Genomic DNA, 18,623 nt, shown 5'->3' with positions numbered 1-18,623 from the left:
CGTATTGAATTTGCAGCAGAGTGTAGTCCTTACCTTTTAAGGCTCATCAATAAATTTATTTAAGACCCACCCCTTCTGACCATTTTCCAACTGGATGTTTTTCATGGTGTAAGACTCCCCTTCCCAAACTACGAGGTTGTCGGATACTCCGATGACATAAACTCTTTGTCCTTTTCCGAGTGAGGCGACTTTTTTGGCGGTAAGACTCGGTTGAGCACGCACGACGACATCACTCGCATTGACAATGGCGACGGTCGCACCGGCCGGTGGTTCGACCTTTTTCAGAGGTTTCGTCGTTTCAGTTTTTTCTGGTTTTTCGGTTTTATCAGAATCATCTGCTTTCGGATTTTTTTTGGTCAATTCCAGCTCTTTTTCTTTAAGAGCCAACTCCTTTTTCTTCAGCTCCAGTTCCTTTGCCTTGTCAGCTCCCGAACCGCCGCAACCTGCCAAAGCAAGTGAAGATAGGAGTATCAATATGGCCAGTTTCTGTCTCATTTGGTTTCCTTAATTTCCTGGTATTTTTCATCTTCAGACCGATGTCCGACACGCATCTGATCCGGGGGGGGGGGCCGTGGACCTCCGTCAGGTCCGCCGACACCCCGATCGCGTCCTCATGAAAGAGGCATTTAGATCGAGCCAAAGTCTTCTTGGTGGTAAGACTTAATTTACAACGCGAGTGTGACCCTATCGTGGTGTGCTTTTCGGTTTAAGAAGCGTTGCTATTACGCTGCCGCCCCCCCCCGCGTCCTGTCCGTTGTCGTAAATATATAAAAATCTGAATCATTTGTTGGATCATCATTTTGGATCCGGTATTGCAAGCATTGCTATTGCGTGGCCAATTTCCTTCTTGTCCGCTGAATAAAATCTATACATATCATTATCCCTTCCCCATAACCGCATCACAATATAACCCTTGGGGAGAACTTGGGATTGGAATTTATTACCGACACTATTAACCGTAGCCCAATAGGTTACTTTCGAGGCACGTTGTTTTTTATACTCCGAAAGATCAATAACTAGATTGCATACTCTATACCAAGGACCAAAGTTTACTCCGTCGGGTTTATCCCGACGGAAAACTTCCGTGGTTCTTTCCGTTACCGCAATCCTATCCCCCACTTTAGGACGCTTACCTACACAATCTTGAGCTGAAATACTGCCCGTGAAGACCATCATCAAACCAAACACCATCGTCAAAAACATTAATTTTTTCATTTTATTTTTCTCCTTTTTTCTCTCTTCAATTTATTCTGCGGGCTCTAAGGCTTTTGCCAACGAAGGCAAACAGACCATCAATGCTCCCGCTTCCGCCTCGGTAGAATGTGCCGCTCCCGTTTCGACGATCTGGAAAATTTGACTTTATTTGATGCCCAACAAAACGGCGGCCTGGGCGATCTCCAACATCTGTTCTCCGCATTCCGCACAAGTCATTTGCTTGACCGAGGGCGTTTGGCGAATGACGAATCGCCGTTTGGTGACAACTAATCCTTCAAAATTTCGTTTGATTTCCATTTAATTTCGTCTTAAGTTATCGTTGACGTGTCAATCTAGCCCGAACAGTTGAGAATGTCTGGATTTATTCGGGATTTATTCTGGATTTATTATGGATGACGCCAAACACGTCGAAATACCTGCATCATATCGTTTCGGTACATTTGTATTAGATGTGCCGGAACGCCGTTTGTGGCGTGAGGACGAGGCTATACAACTTGTTCCAAAGCAGTTTGATCTCTTGCTTTTTTTTGTCGCGAACGCTGGTCGAGTAACGAAAAAAAATGAGATCCTCGACGCCGTCTGGGCAAATACATTTGTCGAAGAAACGACGCTCGCACGAAATGTTTCCTTGCTCAGAAAACTGCTCGAGCCAGACGGCAGCCGCAAGCAACTCATCGAAACCGTACCGAAGGTTGGCTATCGCTTCACGCCTGAGGTCACGGAAGCCGACGAGAACAATTTACTGATCGTCGAAGAGCAAACGGTCCACTATTTCCGGGGCGAAGAGACCATTTCCCAGACATCATCGCCAACTCGTCGCTTCTCGCCGGCTTTTGTTTTGGCCGTGACCGCTGTACTCTTCACTGTGATTGCCGTCAGCGGCTATAGCGTTTACCGAAAGGTGTCTGCGGAAAATGGGCAAGGTCCCGATGCTCGTACCGCAAAGCAACGCTCGTTACTCGCCACGACATCTGATCGAAACATCATAAAGATCGGCTCGGTCGTTAATCTTCAAAATCGTTACCCTAACGATGGCTCGTACCTGGACGCGTGGGGAGCGGTTTGGAGCAAACCGGAATTCAGACAAGTTCCGACGCAAATGATGTTCGTTTCCACGCATATTGAACCAAACCGAGAAAACGGTTCCGGCAGTTGGGAAATTGTGTCCGCAAGCGGGAAACCAAACGGTGAGCCCCTGGTTGTCGGCGATAGAATTCACATTAAAAATATGCACCCGAATGCCGGTTACCTCGACGCCTGCGGCTGGACCGAGCATTTACGCGTTTTTGAAAAGTTTGTGGATCAAACGGGCGCGGTCTTTACCACGCGATCGCCTAACCGTGACAACGGAACCGGAGTTTGGATCGTAAGAAGCTCAACTGCAAAGGGTGACAGCCCAATATTCGAAGGCGACAACATCGCTATCGAAAGCAGCTATTTCATCAATGACGCGGGTAGTAATCGCGTTTCCGGTTTCCTAAATGTCGCCGGAAAGGTCACCGACATCCCGGCATTCAGCGACTACAAGGGTTCAAAATTGGTATTCACCAAGAGCACCTCGTACGATCAACCGATCCCTGATATTTGGACGATCACAAAAAGCAAGGTATTTTCTGAATGATCAACGACTCGTTCTAAAACAACGCCCAACAAGAAAAACAAAAGGCACGAAACGTGATCTCTGTTTCGTGCCTTTGTTTTGTATTGTTAGAAAGCTTCTATTCCACAGTTACTGACTTCGCAAGATTTCTCGGCTGGTCGACATCGCAGCCGCGGCGGACGGCTATGTGGTACGAGAGCAATTGCAGCGGTACGATCGAAAGGATCGGGCCGAGGAGATCCGACGTTTCCGGGATCTCGATGACGTGGTTTGAGACCTTGCTGCTCATTGTGTCGCCCTCGGTCAGGACCGAGACGATAATGCCGTCGCGGGATTTTACCTCGACGATGTTCGAGTGAGTTTTTTCATACCGAAGTTCGCTGGCCGCGTTGCCTTTTTCGCGGGTGTTGATCACAACAACCGGCAATTTCTCATCGATCAGAGCATTCGGGCCATGCTTCATCTCGCCGGCAGGATAGCCTTCGGCGTGGATGTAGCTGATCTCTTTGAGCTTGAGTGCCCCTTCAAGAGCGACCGGAAAATTGATGCCGCGTCCGAGATATAGGAAATCCTGTACCCGGAAGAATTCCTTCGACAGCTCCTCAATTGAATCTGCGTCATTGAGCAACTGCTCGATCTTTAGCGGCAATTCAGCGAGATCCTGAGCTAGCTTCTTGGCTCGTTCTTCGTCGATCGTACCGCGAACCTCGCCCAGATACATCGCAAACAGGTATAACGCCACCATTTGCGCCGTGAACGCCTTCGTCGACGCCACACCGATCTCGGGTCCCGCGTGCGTCAAAATAGTGCCGTCGGCTTCACGCGTGATCATCGACCCCTGAACGTTACAGATCGCAAGGATCTTGCAGCCAGCCTGTTTAGCCTCACGCATGGCTGCGATCGTATCGGCAGTTTCGCCGGATTGTGAGATCACAATTATTAAGTCTGTCTCGCTCAAGACCGGTTCGCGATATCTAAACTCCGAAGCATAATCGACCTCGACCGGCACACGAGCCAAGGACTCGATCATGTATTTACCGGCAAGCCCGGCATGCCAGGACGTACCGCAAGCTGCGATCTTGACCGACGTAATTGCCTTCAGATCGTCTGCCGAAATATCCATCGGGTCGAGATACACACGGCCCGTATCGAGCGAAACACGGCCCTGAACGGTATCGCGAACGGCACGCGGCTGTTCGTATATCTCCTTCAGCATGAAGTGTTTAAACCCGCCTTTCTCCGCCATGATCGGATCCCAGGTGATCCGCTGCTGGGTAGGCTCGACGATGTTGCCGTCAAAATCTGTGACGCGAACCGATTCTTTGGTAAGAATCGCGATCTCGCGGTCGCCGAGGAAAAACACGTCCCGCGTATGCTGCAAAATTGGCGGGATGTCGGACGCGACAAAAAATTCGCCATCGCCCATCCCGATCACGACCGGCGGCCCCTCGCGAACGGAGATGATCATGTCCGGCTCATCGACCGAGATGATCGAGAGGGCGAAAATACCGCGCAGTTCCTTTACGGTTTTGCGGACCGCCATTTCAAGCGACAGGTTTTCCGTGTCTTTGTAGTGGCCGATCAAATGTGCGACGACCTCGGTGTCGGTCTCGGTGTGAAACTCGTGGCCGAGTTCCTGCAGCCGCTCTTTGAGCGTGAGGTAATTCTCAATAATGCCGTTGTGAACAACGACAACCTTACCGGACTGATCGCGGTGCGGGTGGGCATTTTCCTCGGTCGGACGCCCGTGCGTCGCCCAGCGCGTATGGCCGATTCCGTAATTGCCGTCAAGCGGATTCAGGCGGATCACTTCCTCAAGATTTCGCAGTTTCCCCTCGGCACGGCGCAAACTGAGATGATTCTCATCATCGATCACCGCGATCCCCGCCGAGTCATAACCGCGATACTCCAGCTTACGCAAACCGTCAATGATCAACGGCACAACTTGTTTATTTCCAACGTATCCGACTATTCCGCACATAAATTATTTACTCGACTGCAGCGACACTCTGTTAGCGTAACAATGTTAAACGCCTAGGACTGTGAAACAAAGTCCGAATCTTTCGATAAATCCAATTTTAACGCTTCGGCCGGGCGGGAACGCCGACGACCAATTCGTTTTCTGCAACGTCCTTCGTCACAACACTTCCCGCTCCCGTACTCGCTCCATCGCCGACGGTGATAGGGGCAACTAGCATCGTATCCGAACCGATCTTCACACCGCTGCCGATCACTGTCGCGTGTTTGTTTTTGCCGTCGTAATTGCAGGTGATGGTCCCGGCTCCGATGTTGGTCTTTTCACCGATGGTGGCGTCGCCGAGGTAGGTGAGGTGGCTAGCTTTCGAGCCCTTTCCAAGAACTGTTTTCTTAAGCTCGACGAAATTACCGACCTTTGAGCCTTCGACCATGACGGCGTGGCCACGTAGATGTGCCATCGGGCCGACGGCGCAGGTGTCGCCGACGGTGGAGTCGGTGATGAAGGAATTATCCTTGATCTCTACGTTGTTTCCGATCGTCGAATTAACGATGCGAACGCCCGGGCGGATCGTGCAGTTTCCGCCGATGACGGTTTTGCCTTCGATAGTGACGTTTTGGCTGATTACCGTGTCGCGGCCTATCGTCGCTTTGGCACTGACATAGGCGGATCTTGGATCGATGAAGGAAACGCCGCTTTCGAGCATAAGTTTCTCGACAGTTCGGCGACGAATGACCTTTTCCATCGCGGCGAGTTGACCGCGGTCGTTAACGCCTTCGACCTCGCGTGGGTCATCGCAGACGTGGATGGCGATGATCTCGCCGTCATTACTGAGAATTTGCGGCACGTCGGTCAGATAATATTCGCCTTGGGCGTTGCTATTCCCGACGCGTGAAAGTGCTGCGAAGAGCTTCTTCGTATCGAAACAGTAAATGCCGGAGTTGATCTCGGTCACGCTTCTCTGTTCGTCGGTCGCGTCTTTTTGCTCGACGATCTGTTGGAATTTGCCCTCAAAATTTCTGATAACGCGTCCGTAGCCCGACGGATCTTTCAGGTGTACGGAAAGTACCGTACACGCCGCTCCGCTATCGGAATGAACTTTCACCAACGAAGTAAGCGTCTCAGCCCTTATCATCGGAACGTCGCCCGAAAGAACCAGCAGGGTCGAATCGTCATTTTCCAACAATTCACGGGCCGCGTTGACCGCGTCACCGGTGCCGAGCTGCTGTTCTTGTAAAGCAAATCCGGCTTTATCCTCAGCGAGTTCTTTCAGAACCGCCTCCTTTACGTCCTCGGCCTGATGTCCAACTATCGTGTAGATGGAACGCGGCGAAAGTTCCGAAGCGGTTTCGCAGACGTGATTGATGAGCGGACGGCCGTCAAGTTTGTGAAGGACCTTGGCGAGGTTTGACTTCATTCGCGTACCGAGGCCTGCGGCGAGAATTAGGATGTTTAGGTCAGTATTCATGAATGAGTTGACAGAGTTACAGTGTTGAGGAGACGCTCGAAGTTAGAAAATTATTAGTTTGGCAGCCCTGCCATCCTTTCTAAACTCTGAAAACTCTGCGAACTTACTAGACTTTTTCTGGGCTGTAATGCACACAATAGCAGGACCTGCGCGAGTTTTCCGGGATGATGACGGACCTTTTCCCCGTCGTCCAATAGATTACCATAGACGATCTCGGCCCCTTCGATAGTTTCAGGCGAGATCGAGCCGTGCACACCGATCTGTTCAGCTCCTTCTTCAGTATAGAGCTGCATTTGATATTCGCTGATCGGGCGGTTATTGACGATCACGTAATCAAAATCGATCTGCGGGGCGTACTGCCGAACGGTCTCAAGATGGGCTCTCGCTGACAAGCCATCTGTCTCACCCGGCTGCGTCATCAGATTACAGACAAATACCTTAACGGCCTCCGATTCTGCTATGGCATCTGCGACGCCGTCGACCAAGATCGGCGGCAGCAGGCTCGTGTAAAGTGACCCCGGCCCGATCGAGATGACATTTGCCTCGGCAATTGCCGCCAGCGTTTCCGGCATAGGCTTGCAGCCTTGTGGGTCCAAATATAAGCGTTTTATAGCGTTGCCGACCTGGGCGATGTTCGTTTCGCCATGGATCGTCGTTCCATCGAGAAGCTCGGCAGAGAGCGTGGAGTTAGCAACGGTTGCAGGATAAATATGGCCTTTGCTCGCGAGAATTTCGGACGAAAGCTTCACCGCCTCGGCAAAATCGCCGGTGATCTCAGATAAAGCAGCGAGGAATATGTTCCCAAAGCTGTGTCCGCCGAGATCGCCTTCGCCGCGGAAACGGTGCTGGAATAATCTTGACAGTAGCCTCGAATCTTCGCTAAGAGCGACCATGCAGTTGCGAATGTCACCCGGCGGCAGCATTTGCAGCTCATCGCGGAGCCTTCCCGAGCTTCCGCCATCATCTGTAACGGCAACGATCGCCGACAGATTATCGAGCCATATCGGCTCGAGCACGCTTGCGTGAACGTAACGCTTGAGCCCCGACAACAGCGTCGAAAGGCCGTTACCGCCGCCAATGGCGACGAAATTCAGACCGGTCGAACTATCGGAAAAAATATGATTTTTCATCTACGTCGATAACCGCCTAACGAAGCGCGAGTCGCTGGCAATTCTGGTTTTGGAAAAAGCGTTTAGGAAAGTAAACACGGCAGATACGGCAAAGAACCAAGTCGGTTTTACCTGACCGTCTGGCAGAGAGTATTTAGAAAAAAGGTTGGAGGGTATTGCAAACCCATTTGCCGGCGAACGCGTTTCCGGCTCTCTTTATCCTAGCATTTCGATTCGCATTTCTACAATAATTTTCTTTAACGTGTTTGTTCGGAAGATTTTGGGGATAATGTTGTAGAGAAACGAATGCCGGAGGCCCTTTCACAAAACGGTTTACGAAAAGCTTGTATCGCACTATCCCGCGATCACGCGGAACTGGCGATCGTGTACCGAACCTACGGTATTCCGCCTCTGTGGGATCGTGAACCCGGATTTGCGACACTGCTCCAGATCATTCTGGAACAGCAAGTCTCGCTCGCGTCGGCAAAGGCGTGTTTTGATAAATTAACCGCACACGTCGGCCATGTATCGCCACAGAATGTTCTGCTTCTGAATGATGCCGAGCTAAAAACTGTCGGTTTTAGCCGGCAAAAAGCCATGTACGCACGCCATCTTGCCGAGGCTTTGCTTGAAGAGCGGTTAGATCTCAGCTCACTTCACACGCTGCCCGACGAAGTGGTGAAAGCTGAACTGATAAAGCTAAAAGGCGTCGGCGAATGGACATCAGACATTTATTTGCTCATGGCCCTGCTTCGACCTGACGTGATGCCGAAAGGCGACATTGCTCTTCACACGGCGTGGCATAAACTGACGGGTGATCCGCGACCGACTTCGGACGAATTTGTCGCGATGGCGGTCAAGTGGGCTCCGTATCGCTCGGTCGCGGCACGATTGTTATGGCATTTTTACTTAAGTGAACGGGCAAAAAACGTGAAAGCCCGAACCTAAACGACTAAACGTTGCGCAATTCGCCCTTGCTTCCGCGCGGGCTTGTGCATTAACTTGGAATCGATGAAGATCCTCGACGTAGGCTGTGGAACGAACAAAACCGAAGGTGCCGTTGGCCTCGATAATAACCCTCGTACCGGAGCCGATGTGATCCACGATCTCGGCGAAATTCCGTATCCATTTCCTGATAACGAATTCGATCTCGTGGTCTCAAATCACGTGGTCGAACACGTTCCTGACGTGATGTCGTTCATCGGCGAACTCCACCGCGTCACAAGGCCCGGCGGCACGATCCGTCTTCTAACGCCGCATTACACCAACCCCGACTGGGCGAACGACCCGACGCATCGCAATCATATAAATTCTTATACTTTCAACACATTCCTTGCCGGCCGTCAGGTCTTTGATTTTTATACCGATGTGCAGCTAAAGCCTTTGAAATGTTACGTTTCCCTGCTTGGTTTGTGGAAGGCGTTGGGAATCGAGTTTCTCGTCAATCTTGATCAGAAAAACTACAAGCTGCGATTCCTGCGAAAATTCTGGGAGCAATATTTGAGCTATATTTTTAGGGGAAAAGAGTTGCGGTTCGAATTCGAAGTAGTTAAGGGTTAGTTTTTAGCCACAGAGGACACAGAGCAGGCGGAGGAGTGATGGATGGTTCTCAATATTCTCTGTGCACTCTGTGGCAAAAAACTCTGTTAACATTTCGAGCAGTTCCCCGTCTCTATTAACATCGGAAATGTCCGGCAACTATTCCCGAACATTGACGCATCTGTTATCTTTAGGAAGTTCGATAGTTTACTGAGGTTTTATTGCATGAGAACAAGATTTTTTGCCCTTTCTGCCATTGCTGTTCTGTTAGTGAATGTCGTTAGTTTTGCCGCGGTTGACGCTCGTACGGCCCGCCTTAAAAAGGCAGAGGTAACACGGCTCGTTAATTTACTGCCCGCTTCGGATGGCGTAGTAGTTTTTGATTCAAAACGCTTCGTTAACGACGCTTTGCCAAAGATCTTGTCAGCTAATCAACCAATGCTGACCGAGGTTATGGCGAAGATAACCGAAATGGAGACGACAACAGGTATCGACCTGCGAAAATTTGACCAGGTCACGGTCGGCGTCGCGATCAAGACAGTTTCAGCAAAAGAGTACGACTACGAACCGGTCGCTCTTGCCAACGGCGATATTAACGCTGGTGCTCTGATCGCCGTCGCGAAACTCGCATCGAAAGGCACGTATAGAGAAGAAAATATTGGGGATAAAACGGTTTTTGTTTTCACGCCAAAAGACGTTCTCCAAAAGGCACAAAAGCCGGCCAACTCAAAGGTTGCCGATCTGATGGACCAAGCTCTGAAAGGTCTCACCAAAGAAGTTGCCGTCACGGCACTAGATAAAAATACAATAGCTATCGGCTCGGTCCCGCGGATCCGCGAAACGATCGCGGGCGGAACTCGGCTCGGAGCCGACGTTACGAGCCTTCTGTCAGTAAAGGAAACCTCGGTGATGAGCTTTGCGGTTAAAGCCCCGGGCGGATTATCGAAAATGGTTCCTCTCGATAACGACGAACTTGGTGCGAATCTTGACTCGATCGATTATCTCTCAGGGTCGCTTGATGTAGCCGTCGCAGGCACGTCGCTGTTTGTATCCGCTCGTACGAAAAAGGCTGCACAGGCTCAAAGCCTAAAAGACTCGCTCGATGGCCTGAAAATGGTGGGCGGTGCAATTTTTGGAGGCTCAAAACGTCCTGACCAGCAGATCTATGGCCGGCTGATCAAAAATGCAAAAGTCGAAAGCCGCGGAAACGATGTCTCGATCGAGCTGCTTGTGCCCCAGGCGGATATCGATGGAATGATCGGCGGGATAAAGTGATTCAGAGAAAACCGGAAAGTAAGAGAGTGGGAAAGCGAGATTTTACTCGCCTTCCCACTTTCTCTTTCTCCAGCTTCTCACCGTCTTCGACGATGAAATCCGCTTGATCGCTGCCGTGTGAATTGATCCAGATCCCGATTATACGCACCATCTTCGCCGAACAGGGGGAAAAGCTGCAGATCGGTCGAGATGTACCCGGCTCGCAGCTCAACTGGACGTGGGCCAGCTTTGACAACACGAACCTTTGTTCCTCGTATCTCTTCGATCCAGGCTGCAAATTCTTCAGCACGGCCGACCGTTGCGGAGAGCAGCAGGAGGCGAATTCGCGGTGGTGACAGAATGATCGATTCTTCCCAAACGTGGCCGCGTTCTTCGTCAGCGAGATAGTGGGCTTCGTCGAGAATAACAAAATCGGTTCTCACCTGACTGCCCTCGCGAAGAGCGTCGAAGAGCTGATTTCGATAGATCTCGGTCGTGCCGACGATCAGCGGAGCGGAAGTATTTTCCTTGCGGTCGCCAGTCAGAATACCAACATTTTCGGGGCCGAATTCGATCGAGAATTCCGCATATTTTGAATTCGTAAGGGCCTTCAGCGGGGTCGTGTACCACGCCCGTTTTCCGGCGGCGAGCAGACGACGGATCTCTTCGCGAGCGATCCAAGTTTTGCCGCTTCCCGTTGGTGCCGTTACTAGAACGTCCTCGGTCTCGATCGCAGCGAGGGCTTCTATCTGAAATGGGTCCGGCTTGATCGGACGCGGTTCAGGAACGCCGATGCCGGAAAGCAGCCGATCCACCGCCATTAGCTGCCGCGGCGTCAACGCTATCGGCTTTCGCGGAGCGGAACTTTCGTGTGCAATATCGCGTTTATCTCTACGTTCACCAAATGGCCGTGAACTTGGAGAAGAAGGACCTCGGCGGCGACGATTGCGGTCTGGTTTACGCGGCATATTTTCAGATGGTAACACGGGTTCAGTTGGCAGCAGCAGCGGCAGTAGCGGCAAAAGGCCGGAAAACGAAACGGCCTACTGCGTCTTCCGCCGCCACCGGTCAAAAAACGGCGCTTCCAAACACCTTAATTAGGTGTTAAAATATTAGATTGCCCGCAACGTATTTAGCGGGCTTTGCGTCTAAAATCTCAGGCAAGCAGTTATAGCTTAGATCGAAAACGCGAATATTTTTATATGTTTGAGCAGTCATTATACCAACAGCAGCCTGTACCGACACCACCAGTGGAGGGCGGCGAGCTATTTAAGCACTACGAGCTAAAGACTTGGGAAAAGTCGGGCCGTCTCTACAAGATACTCGGCATCTCAGCGATCGGAAATATTCTGGCGCTCTTGATCGTCGCCCAGACTTCCCTTTTGACAATGAAGGGCTGCGATAGCCCGCTCGTAGGACGAGTTTGTTCGGTTCTAGACGTGGTTTATGTGAGCAGCATGCTGTTTGGTACCGACCGGGAATACGTGGATGCCGCGTATGATGATACAAGGATCGCTGATTCTGAGATCACGTTTGTCGACGTCACAGGTGTTGCCCCGCCGCTATCTTACCCGGAAGGCTATTTCCAGCTCGCAAACCCGGAACAATTTCAGGCTTCGATGGAGCCGATGAACAACCTTGGGTTCAATAATTTACCGGATATCGATGTTGGCGGCGGTTCCCCGTTCCCGCCAAGCGGCAACCTGCTCGATACACCGCCGGTTCTGCCTCCCTCAAATCCGAACGCTGTCAGCGGAGATCTTCCTTCGTTCGATAACGGCACGACCTCCTCATACAAGCCACCGCGGCCAAGAAAGAGTCCGCGAGTTAAGGCGAATCCAAACGGCTTGCCGGATATCGACGACAATGACGTAGCCGAGGTTAAGCCTTCACCGACACCGACGCCTCAACCACTGCCGTCGCCCATGACAAGTGACGCGATCAAGGCTGTCGATATCAACAAAAAACCTTTGGTCGATTTTGCCGATGACGTTGCCGCTAAATGGGAAACGAAAGAAGTCGATCTCAATCAGCCGTTTACTGTTGTCCTTAACGGAGTACTTGCTCCTGACGGTTCGTTAGATCTTAAAACCTCTAAATTTGACGTCTCTAAACAAAAAGGCGATCAGAAGATGATCGACGTTGGGAAAGCAGCCCTCGAAGCTCTCGGGAAAAGCGGCTACCTGACCTATTTGAAAAACCTGAACGTCGATAAATTCAGTGCGACGCTTATTCAGGATGATGAACAGATCACGGTCGTGATCACTTCGGGCCAAAAAACGCCGGAGGCAGCAAAAACGGTAGCCAGTGGACTCGGATTGGCGATATCTGTGGGCAAGCAGATCACTGAGGACCCCAGCGACGAACGCACTTTGTTGAACAGTGCAAAAGTGACCGCAGAGGGTAAGAATTTCGTTATGAATTTCGCTATCCCCAAACCGATCGCCCAGGAAATGATCAACCGCAAGCTCAAAGAGTCGAGTGCGAAAAAAGCTACTCAGCCCAAACCCAGCGGTAACAACCCGACAAAGGCCGAAGATAAAACTGCCGGAAAATAAGATTTGACTAGTCACAAGACACAAAACCCGATCCTCGTCATTGCGACACTTGGCGTTTACTTCGGCCTGATATTGGCCGGGGCGACACCGCAGGTGTTGGCTAATGCGGCGATGACCCGGCAGTTCGACGTCAAAGACGAGGTCGAGATCAAGGACGATCTCGACACCAAACCCAACGGTGTTGATTTCGACGAACTAGCGAGCGACGATTTATTTCTAAGTGCCGTCATTGATCTTGCGCAAGATTTCTCGCGATTGGCAGCACAAAAAAAGTTTTCTTGGGAGAGGCCGCACCACGTCACTGTTGAAGGTCTGTCTTTCTGCGAAAGCGATAATTCACCTTCGTATTTGGGATCGGGAGAGATATCTCCGACGGCTCGGGCCGCGTTTGAAAAAGCCGCAATTCGGGTTGGGCGTGAGTACTTTAAATACTCATCAAGTCTCGGCATTGGGAAGAAGTTTGATGCATGGCCGTTCGGTGTTTCTTTTGGGCTCAGTACTGAGCAAAACGGACTTGACCTGTCAATAAAGTTCGTAACAAAAGATGTTGACGCCTCTCGAGTGTTCGGCGAAGAAGTTGCTAGGATCCTTTCTCAACCACGACCAGGTCTGTCGGTCGAACGAAAGATAGTTTTAGAGAATTCGAAGTCGAAAATCACCGATAATACCGTAATTCTTGTAATTCACCTCCCCCGCGCAGGTCTAAGTTCGCTGCTTTCCTCGCAAAAGTAGCGGCGATTCGGATCGATATTTCCAAAGTTCTTTTTCCACTCGCCATTTTTAACAGGATTTCAATTGCGGCTTTGCCGCTCTATTTGCGGCGAAGCTATGCTTCGCCGGAGATCACTAACCTTAATGTTGCGGCTTCGCCGCCGGCGGCGGAGCCGCAAGGGTGACTCGGAACCAAACCGGAAAAGCATAGCTTTTCCGCAAATAGAGCGGCAAGCCGCCAAACAAGAGGATTATATGGCAGTTAACAGTTTTGCAGATAAGTTAGTTAAGAAAATTTTCGGGTCATCGAGCGACATTTTTTTGAAGAATGTTAAGCCGATCATCCAGCAGATCAACGATTGGGAACCGAAGGTCCAGGCAATGTCCGATGACGAGCTGAAGGCTCAGACACCTAGATTCAAAGAGATCATCGCAAAGCATCTCGAGGGAATCGACGACAAGATAGAACGCCGTAAGGCTGAGCAGGAGATACTGAATCAGCTTTTGCCTGAGGCATTTGCTACCGTTCGCGAGGGCTCGCGTCGTGTGACCGGAATGCGTCATTTTGACGTCCAGATGATCGGCGGCGTCGCTTTGCATCAGGGCCGTATCGCTGAGATGCGTACCGGTGAAGGTAAAACGCTCGTCGCGACTTTACCGTCGTACCTTAACGGCCTCACGGGTCGCGGCGTACACGTAATTACCGTCAACGACTATCTAGCTTCCCGCGATGCTGAGTGGATGGGCAAAATTCACACGTTCCTCGGCCTGACCGTCGGCTGCATCCAGAACGATATGGATGACGTTGAGCGGAAAGACGCCTACGCCTGCTCGATCACCTACGGTACAAATAATGAATTCGGCTTCGATTATCTTCGCGATAACATGAAGTTCGACGTTGATTCACTCGTCCAGCCGGATCACTACTTCGCGATCATCGATGAGGTCGACTCGATCCTCATCGACGAAGCTCGTACCCCGCTGATCATCTCCGGAGCATCGGACGAAGCTACCGACAAATATTTTGCCGCAAACGAGATCATTCCAAAGCTTGAACGTGGACACAAAGACGAGGAGACAAAGGTCACTACCGGCGATTATCTGCTCGACGAGAAGAACCATTCGTCAGTTCTAACCGAAGCCGGTGTTACTAAATGTGAAAAGCTGCTCGGTGTTTCAAATCTCTACGATCCGGCAAATATGGATCTGCTCCATTGCGTTGAGCAGGCTCTTAAAGCTCACACCCTTTATAAGGCCGATCATCACTACGTTGTTCAAGATGGTGAAGTGATCATCGTGGACGATTTTACCGGGCGTCTTATGCAGGGCCGCCGCTGGTCGGACGGTTTGCACCAGGCGGTCGAAGCGAAAGAAGGCGTCAAGATCGAACGAGAGAACCAAACGCTTGCGACGATCACCCTCCAGAACTACTTCCGAATGTACGAAAAACTCGGCGGCATGACGGGTACGGCTGAGACGGAAGCGGAAGAATTCCTTACGGTTTATACCCTTGACGTCGTTCAGATCCCGACAAATCAACCGATGATCCGTAAGGACGGTTCCGACGTCATTTACCGCACGCTTCCCGAAAAATGGGACGCGGTCGTCGATGAGATCAAGGAACTCAACGAACGCGGCCAGCCGGTTTTGGTTGGTACCGTCTCGGTTGAAAATTCAGAACTCGTAGCTGCAAAGCTCAAGGCGATCGGCGTTCCGCACAAAGTCCTCAACGCCAAATATCACGAGCAGGAAGCCGAGATCATCGCTCAGGCCGGCCGTAAAGGCGCAGTTACTATCGCAACCAACATGGCTGGCCGCGGTACCGATATTCTGCTCGGCGGTAATCCGGATTCGCTTGCTCGTGAGTACCTGAAGCGAATGGAGATCAATCCGGACGAGGCGACCGAGGAGCAGTTCAACGAACAGCTTCGAAAGGCCAAAGCCGTCGTCGCTGAGGAAGCCAAAGCCGTTCAAGCCGTCGGCGGCCTGCATATCCTGGGAACCGAACGCCACGAATCGCGGCGTATCGACAACCAGCTTCGCGGCCGTGCCGGACGTCAGGGCGATCCGGGTTCGTCACACTTTGTGCTGTCCCTTGAAGACGATCTGATGCGTATCTTCGCGGGCGACAAAGTTCGATCGATGATGGAATGGCTCGGCATGGAAAAAGGCGTTGCCATCGAATCAAAAACCGTCTCACGCCAGATCGAACGTGCTCAGAAAGCCGTCGAGGCACGCAATTTCGAAACGCGTAAACACGTTCTCAAATACGACGACGTAATGAACAAACAGCGTGAGACGATCTACGGATTGCGCCGGCAGTTGATGTTCGAACCTGAGCATCGCGAGTATTTGCTCGGCGAAAACGGCGTGGCAAAAGACCTGCTCCAGGACCTAACGTCAAGCATGCTCAGCCTCGAGGCAGGGCCTGATGAATGGGATGTCAACACCTACGCCGCTGAGATCGAGAGCATTTACGCCATCGACCCGGCAAGGGATGCTGGAGTCGATTTCAAAACGATGAATCCCGACCAGATCGAAGAAGCGATCTGGGCAAAAGCCTCGGCCAACTATGCTGAAAAAGAAGCCAAGGCCGGCGGCGAATCGCTTCGTGCGTACGAGCGTTACATCATGCTCAACATCATCGACAGCCAGTGGAAAGACCATCTGCTTTCGATCGACCATGTAAAACAGGGCATCGGGCTCGTCGGTTACGGGCAGAAAGATCCGCTCGTCGAGTATAAGAAACAGTCGTTCGATATGTTCCAGGACATGCTCGACCGCATCGATACCAACACGACGACGGCTCTCTTTAACCTCCAGATCGTCGACCGCGACGAGCAGGAAGAGATCGAACGCCTCGAACGTCTCGAAATGCAGCGTGCCCGCCGCCAGGCCGCCGGTATGGCATTCACAGGAGCCATGGGCACCGCCGAAGCCGCCGGAGCCGAAGCCGCAAGACACACCCCGTTCGTCCGCGACCAACCCAAGGTCAAACCCAACGACCCGTGCTACTGCGGATCAGGGAAGAAGTTCAAAAAGTGTCACGGAGCGGGAGCTTAGAATCAACTTAAGCTGATCTCTAAGGTAGAGCGAAGTAATTCGCTCTACTTTTTTTATGCAAGCATTTGCGAGATGGGGCGTTCAACCTCTGGATAGTGAAATTTAATATCACACGAACCTTAGCGTCCGTGTCGGAGGTTGATGATGAAAAAGGGTTTTGCAGTTGGTTTGGTTGTGCTTGTCACGGGTGCTTTTGCTTATTCGTTTTCTAATTACTTTCTGCGTGCGTCGATGAATGATCCCGATGTCGAGAATTCGAATGCTATTCCGGTTAAGCCGCCGAAGACGATGAAGGCGTTTACTTCGGAAGATGCCTTGAAGGACCATTTCAAGAAAATGGCCGAAAAGCAGCAGCGGGCACAGCGTGATGCGAACAAATCTGCGGCGTCAAATTCGCCCGCGCAGCCTTCTCCGGTGTCCTCGCTCGCAGACGGCGTCGCGGCCAACGAAGCAAAGGCTGGTGCGGACAAAGACGACGGCATCACCAACAACCAGACCGCCGGCGTTGATGAGGGCGGCATCGTGAAGGTTCATGGTGATCATCTTGTCATATTGCGTCGCGGACGTTTGTTCACGGTTCGCGTGGGCTCGAATATGCTCGCCCCCGTTTCCTCCGTCAATGCCTACGCTCCCGGCGTTAACCCGAGCAACGACTGGTACGATGAGATGCTCGTATCGAAGAATACGGTTGTAGTGATCGGCTATAGTTACGGCCGCGGCGGGACGGAGATCAACCTGTTCGACATAGATTCGCGTGGCGGATTGGGCTTTCGTTCGAGCTATCACTTGAAATCGAACGACTATTATTCCTCGCGAAACTACGCGAGCCGACTGATCGGCGACAAGCTTGTTTTCTACACGCCTCAATATTTCGGCTACTATGGCGATCCGATGCAGCAGTTCCCTGCCGTCAGAAAGTGGCACAAAGGCGCGACGGATGGCGAATTCAAAACGGTCGTCTCGGCAACGAGGGTTTATCGCTCGCCGCGAAATGAAGACTCAGCAAACGCCGCATCGGCCCTGCACACGGTAACTGTATGCGATCTTGCTACAAAAGATATGACCTGCGAAGGAACTGCCGTTCTCGGTGCCCCGGGCCGCATTTTCTACGTGTCGGCTAAAAATGTTTACGTCTGGACGAGCGAATGGAACTATCGCGGAAACCAGAGTACAACTTCGTCGACGGTTTACAGTATGCCGCTCGACGGTTCGGCACCGAGTGCGTTGGGCGTCTCTGGCGTGCCCGTCGATCAGTTCTCGTTCCTTGAGAGCGATGATCAGCATTTGAATGTACTCGTGCGTTCGGAAGGAAATGGTGAGCAAATGTGGGGCTCGGAACGGACAACCGGCGACATCGCGTTGTTCAGAACTTCGCTTGACGCATTCAATGATGGCAGCGAATCGGCTTCGCGTGACAGCTATCGCAATCTGCCTAATGTTGAGGGTTACACGATGCAGAACCGCTTCGTCGGCGACCACATCCTGTACGGCAGCGGTAACGGCTGGGGCGGTCAGAAGAAGACAGACGGAGCTAATCTCTACGCCGTCAACTGGAAAACCGGCGGCACAAGCAGCCTGTATCTTGACCATTCAGTCGACCGAATCGAGCAGATGGGCAGCGATGCGGTTGTGGTCGGTTCTAATGGATCGGACCTCTACTTTTCGCCGATCGATCTAAGCCATATGCCTACGGTCAAGCAGAGTTATGTGCGCAAGAACGCGTCGCAGGGCGAATTGCGTAGCCACGGATTTTTCTACAAACCCGACGGCAACGACAGCGGCCTGCTCGGCCTGGCAATCGCGCGTGAGGGACGCCCAGGGTATCGTCACCTGACCGAAGATTCGGCCGCCGTGATCTTCATCCGCAACAACGACAATAACCTCAGCCAGGTCGGCGAACTAGAGGCAAAAAACACCTCGACCAACGACCGCTGCAAAGCCTCATGCGTCGACTGGTACGGCAACGCCCGCCCTATATTCCTCCGCGGCCGCGTATTTGCGCTGCTTGGTTATGAGATCGTCGAAGGACGGTTGGATGATGCGAGAATACGCGAAGTCCGCCGGGTGAACTATTCGCCCGGAGATAGGCTCGCCCAAATCACCGGGGAAGACTAAGAACTGCTTAGGAAGA

General features: G+C 51.8%; 15 protein-coding genes. 8 read left to right on the top strand and 7 right to left on the bottom strand.

The genetic code is table 11. The features are described from left to right. Nucleotides 1–36: 36 nt before the first annotated feature. From IPG22_01160 to IPG22_01150, 3 genes are all read right to left on the bottom strand, one after another. Complete coding sequence (locus IPG22_01160) at nt 37–495, bottom strand: SH3 domain-containing protein (protein ID MBK6586921.1); 459 nt, start codon at nt 493–495, stop codon at nt 37–39. A 300-nt stretch (nt 496–795) separates the two neighbouring features. Beyond that, entirely contained in the window at nt 796–1,215 is a 420-nt protein-coding gene (locus tag IPG22_01155; GenBank protein MBK6586920.1) for a hypothetical protein, read from the bottom strand. A 144-nt stretch (nt 1,216–1,359) separates the two neighbouring features. Beyond that, nucleotides 1,360–1,512 carry a hypothetical protein gene (locus tag IPG22_01150; GenBank protein MBK6586919.1) on the bottom strand — a complete coding sequence of 51 codons (153 nt, stop codon included), beginning with the start codon at nt 1,510–1,512 and terminating at the stop codon, nt 1,360–1,362. Between the two features lie 91 nt (nt 1,513–1,603). On the opposite strand from IPG22_01150, the gene IPG22_01145 reads away from it, so the two are divergent. Then, the gene (locus tag IPG22_01145) at nt 1,604–2,836 is read left to right on the top strand and encodes a transcriptional regulator (GenBank protein ID MBK6586918.1); all 1,233 of its coding nucleotides are present in this window, start codon (nt 1,604–1,606) and stop codon (nt 2,834–2,836) included. 97 nt (nt 2,837–2,933) lie between these two features. Here the strand turns inward: IPG22_01145 and glmS are convergent, their stop codons facing one another. The 3 genes from glmS to yvcK all read right to left on the bottom strand — a co-directional run bounded on the left by glmS (nt 2,934) and on the right by yvcK (nt 7,388). Then, nucleotides 2,934–4,796 (bottom strand): glutamine--fructose-6-phosphate transaminase (isomerizing), encoded by a 1,863-nt coding sequence (gene glmS, locus IPG22_01140; protein MBK6586917.1) that lies wholly within the window; start codon nt 4,794–4,796, stop codon nt 2,934–2,936. A 97-nt stretch (nt 4,797–4,893) separates the two neighbouring features. Next, nucleotides 4,894–6,258 carry a bifunctional UDP-N-acetylglucosamine diphosphorylase/glucosamine-1-phosphate N-acetyltransferase GlmU gene (gene glmU / locus IPG22_01135; GenBank protein ID MBK6586916.1) on the bottom strand — a complete coding sequence of 455 codons (1,365 nt, stop codon included), beginning with the start codon at nt 6,256–6,258 and terminating at the stop codon, nt 4,894–4,896. Between the two features lie 53 nt (nt 6,259–6,311). Continuing rightward, the gene (gene yvcK, locus IPG22_01130) at nt 6,312–7,388 is read right to left on the bottom strand and encodes a uridine diphosphate-N-acetylglucosamine-binding protein YvcK (GenBank protein ID MBK6586915.1); all 1,077 of its coding nucleotides are present in this window, start codon (nt 7,386–7,388) and stop codon (nt 6,312–6,314) included. A gap of 285 nt (nt 7,389–7,673) precedes the next feature. Here yvcK and IPG22_01125 point away from each other — a divergent pair, with 285 nt between their 5' ends. The 3 genes from IPG22_01125 to IPG22_01115 all read left to right on the top strand — a co-directional run bounded on the left by IPG22_01125 (nt 7,674) and on the right by IPG22_01115 (nt 10,181). Beyond that, on the top strand, nt 7,674–8,315 hold the full coding sequence (locus tag IPG22_01125; protein MBK6586914.1) for a DNA-3-methyladenine glycosylase 2 family protein: 642 nt from the start codon (nt 7,674–7,676) through the stop codon (nt 8,313–8,315). Between the two features lie 63 nt (nt 8,316–8,378). Then, complete coding sequence (locus IPG22_01120) at nt 8,379–8,927, top strand: class I SAM-dependent methyltransferase (protein ID MBK6586913.1); 549 nt, start codon at nt 8,379–8,381, stop codon at nt 8,925–8,927. 204 nt (nt 8,928–9,131) lie between these two features. Further along, the gene (locus IPG22_01115; protein MBK6586912.1) at nt 9,132–10,181 is read left to right on the top strand and encodes a hypothetical protein; all 1,050 of its coding nucleotides are present in this window, start codon (nt 9,132–9,134) and stop codon (nt 10,179–10,181) included. 77 nt (nt 10,182–10,258) lie between these two features. Here IPG22_01115 and IPG22_01110 read toward each other — a convergent pair whose 3' ends face one another. Further along, nucleotides 10,259–10,981 (bottom strand): DEAD/DEAH box helicase, encoded by a 723-nt coding sequence (locus IPG22_01110; GenBank protein ID MBK6586911.1) that lies wholly within the window; start codon nt 10,979–10,981, stop codon nt 10,259–10,261. Between the two features lie 381 nt (nt 10,982–11,362). On the opposite strand from IPG22_01110, the gene IPG22_01105 reads away from it, so the two are divergent. The 4 genes from IPG22_01105 (at nt 11,363) to IPG22_01090 (ending at nt 18,607) form a co-directional block, all read left to right on the top strand. Beyond that, complete coding sequence (locus tag IPG22_01105) at nt 11,363–12,718, top strand: hypothetical protein (protein ID MBK6586910.1); 1,356 nt, start codon at nt 11,363–11,365, stop codon at nt 12,716–12,718. Between the two features lie 3 nt (nt 12,719–12,721). After that, the gene (locus tag IPG22_01100; protein ID MBK6586909.1) at nt 12,722–13,450 is read left to right on the top strand and encodes a hypothetical protein; all 729 of its coding nucleotides are present in this window, start codon (nt 12,722–12,724) and stop codon (nt 13,448–13,450) included. Nucleotides 13,451–13,684: 234 nt separating this feature from the next. Beyond that, complete coding sequence (secA, locus tag IPG22_01095) at nt 13,685–16,492, top strand: preprotein translocase subunit SecA (GenBank protein ID MBK6586908.1); 2,808 nt, start codon at nt 13,685–13,687, stop codon at nt 16,490–16,492. 144 nt (nt 16,493–16,636) lie between these two features. Then, a complete protein-coding gene (locus tag IPG22_01090; GenBank protein MBK6586907.1) occupies nt 16,637–18,607 on the top strand; it encodes a beta-propeller domain-containing protein in 1,971 nt (656 codons plus the stop codon). Nucleotides 18,608–18,623: the final 16 nt, after the last annotated feature.

This window comes from Acidobacteriota bacterium, assembly GCA_016703965.1.
In the GTDB taxonomy this organism is placed as follows: Bacteria; Acidobacteriota; Blastocatellia; order Pyrinomonadales; family Pyrinomonadaceae; genus OLB17.
Note: the sequence above shows the minus strand (reverse complement) of the source record. Positions and strands in the feature narration are given on the sequence as shown.

Coding starts and splice junctions, on each gene's coding strand:
- IPG22_01160 (MBK6586921.1), bottom strand. CDS start 495: ATGAGACAGAAACTGGCCATATTGATACTCCTATCTTCACTTGCTTTG.
- IPG22_01155 (MBK6586920.1), bottom strand. CDS start 1,215: ATGAAAAAATTAATGTTTTTGACGATGGTGTTTGGTTTGATGATGGTC.
- IPG22_01150 (MBK6586919.1), bottom strand. CDS start 1,512: ATGGAAATCAAACGAAATTTTGAAGGATTAGTTGTCACCAAACGGCGA.
- IPG22_01145 (MBK6586918.1), top strand. CDS start 1,604: ATGGATGACGCCAAACACGTCGAAATACCTGCATCATATCGTTTCGGT.
- glmS (MBK6586917.1), bottom strand. CDS start 4,796: ATGTGCGGAATAGTCGGATACGTTGGAAATAAACAAGTTGTGCCGTTG.
- glmU (MBK6586916.1), bottom strand. CDS start 6,258: ATGAATACTGACCTAAACATCCTAATTCTCGCCGCAGGCCTCGGTACG.
- yvcK (MBK6586915.1), bottom strand. CDS start 7,388: ATGAAAAATCATATTTTTTCCGATAGTTCGACCGGTCTGAATTTCGTC.
- IPG22_01125 (MBK6586914.1), top strand. CDS start 7,674: ATGCCGGAGGCCCTTTCACAAAACGGTTTACGAAAAGCTTGTATCGCA.
- IPG22_01120 (MBK6586913.1), top strand. CDS start 8,379: ATGAAGATCCTCGACGTAGGCTGTGGAACGAACAAAACCGAAGGTGCC.
- IPG22_01115 (MBK6586912.1), top strand. CDS start 9,132: ATGAGAACAAGATTTTTTGCCCTTTCTGCCATTGCTGTTCTGTTAGTG.
- IPG22_01110 (MBK6586911.1), bottom strand. CDS start 10,981: ATGGCGGTGGATCGGCTGCTTTCCGGCATCGGCGTTCCTGAACCGCGT.
- IPG22_01105 (MBK6586910.1), top strand. CDS start 11,363: ATGTTTGAGCAGTCATTATACCAACAGCAGCCTGTACCGACACCACCA.
- secA (MBK6586908.1), top strand. CDS start 13,685: ATGGCAGTTAACAGTTTTGCAGATAAGTTAGTTAAGAAAATTTTCGGG.
- IPG22_01090 (MBK6586907.1), top strand. CDS start 16,637: ATGAAAAAGGGTTTTGCAGTTGGTTTGGTTGTGCTTGTCACGGGTGCT.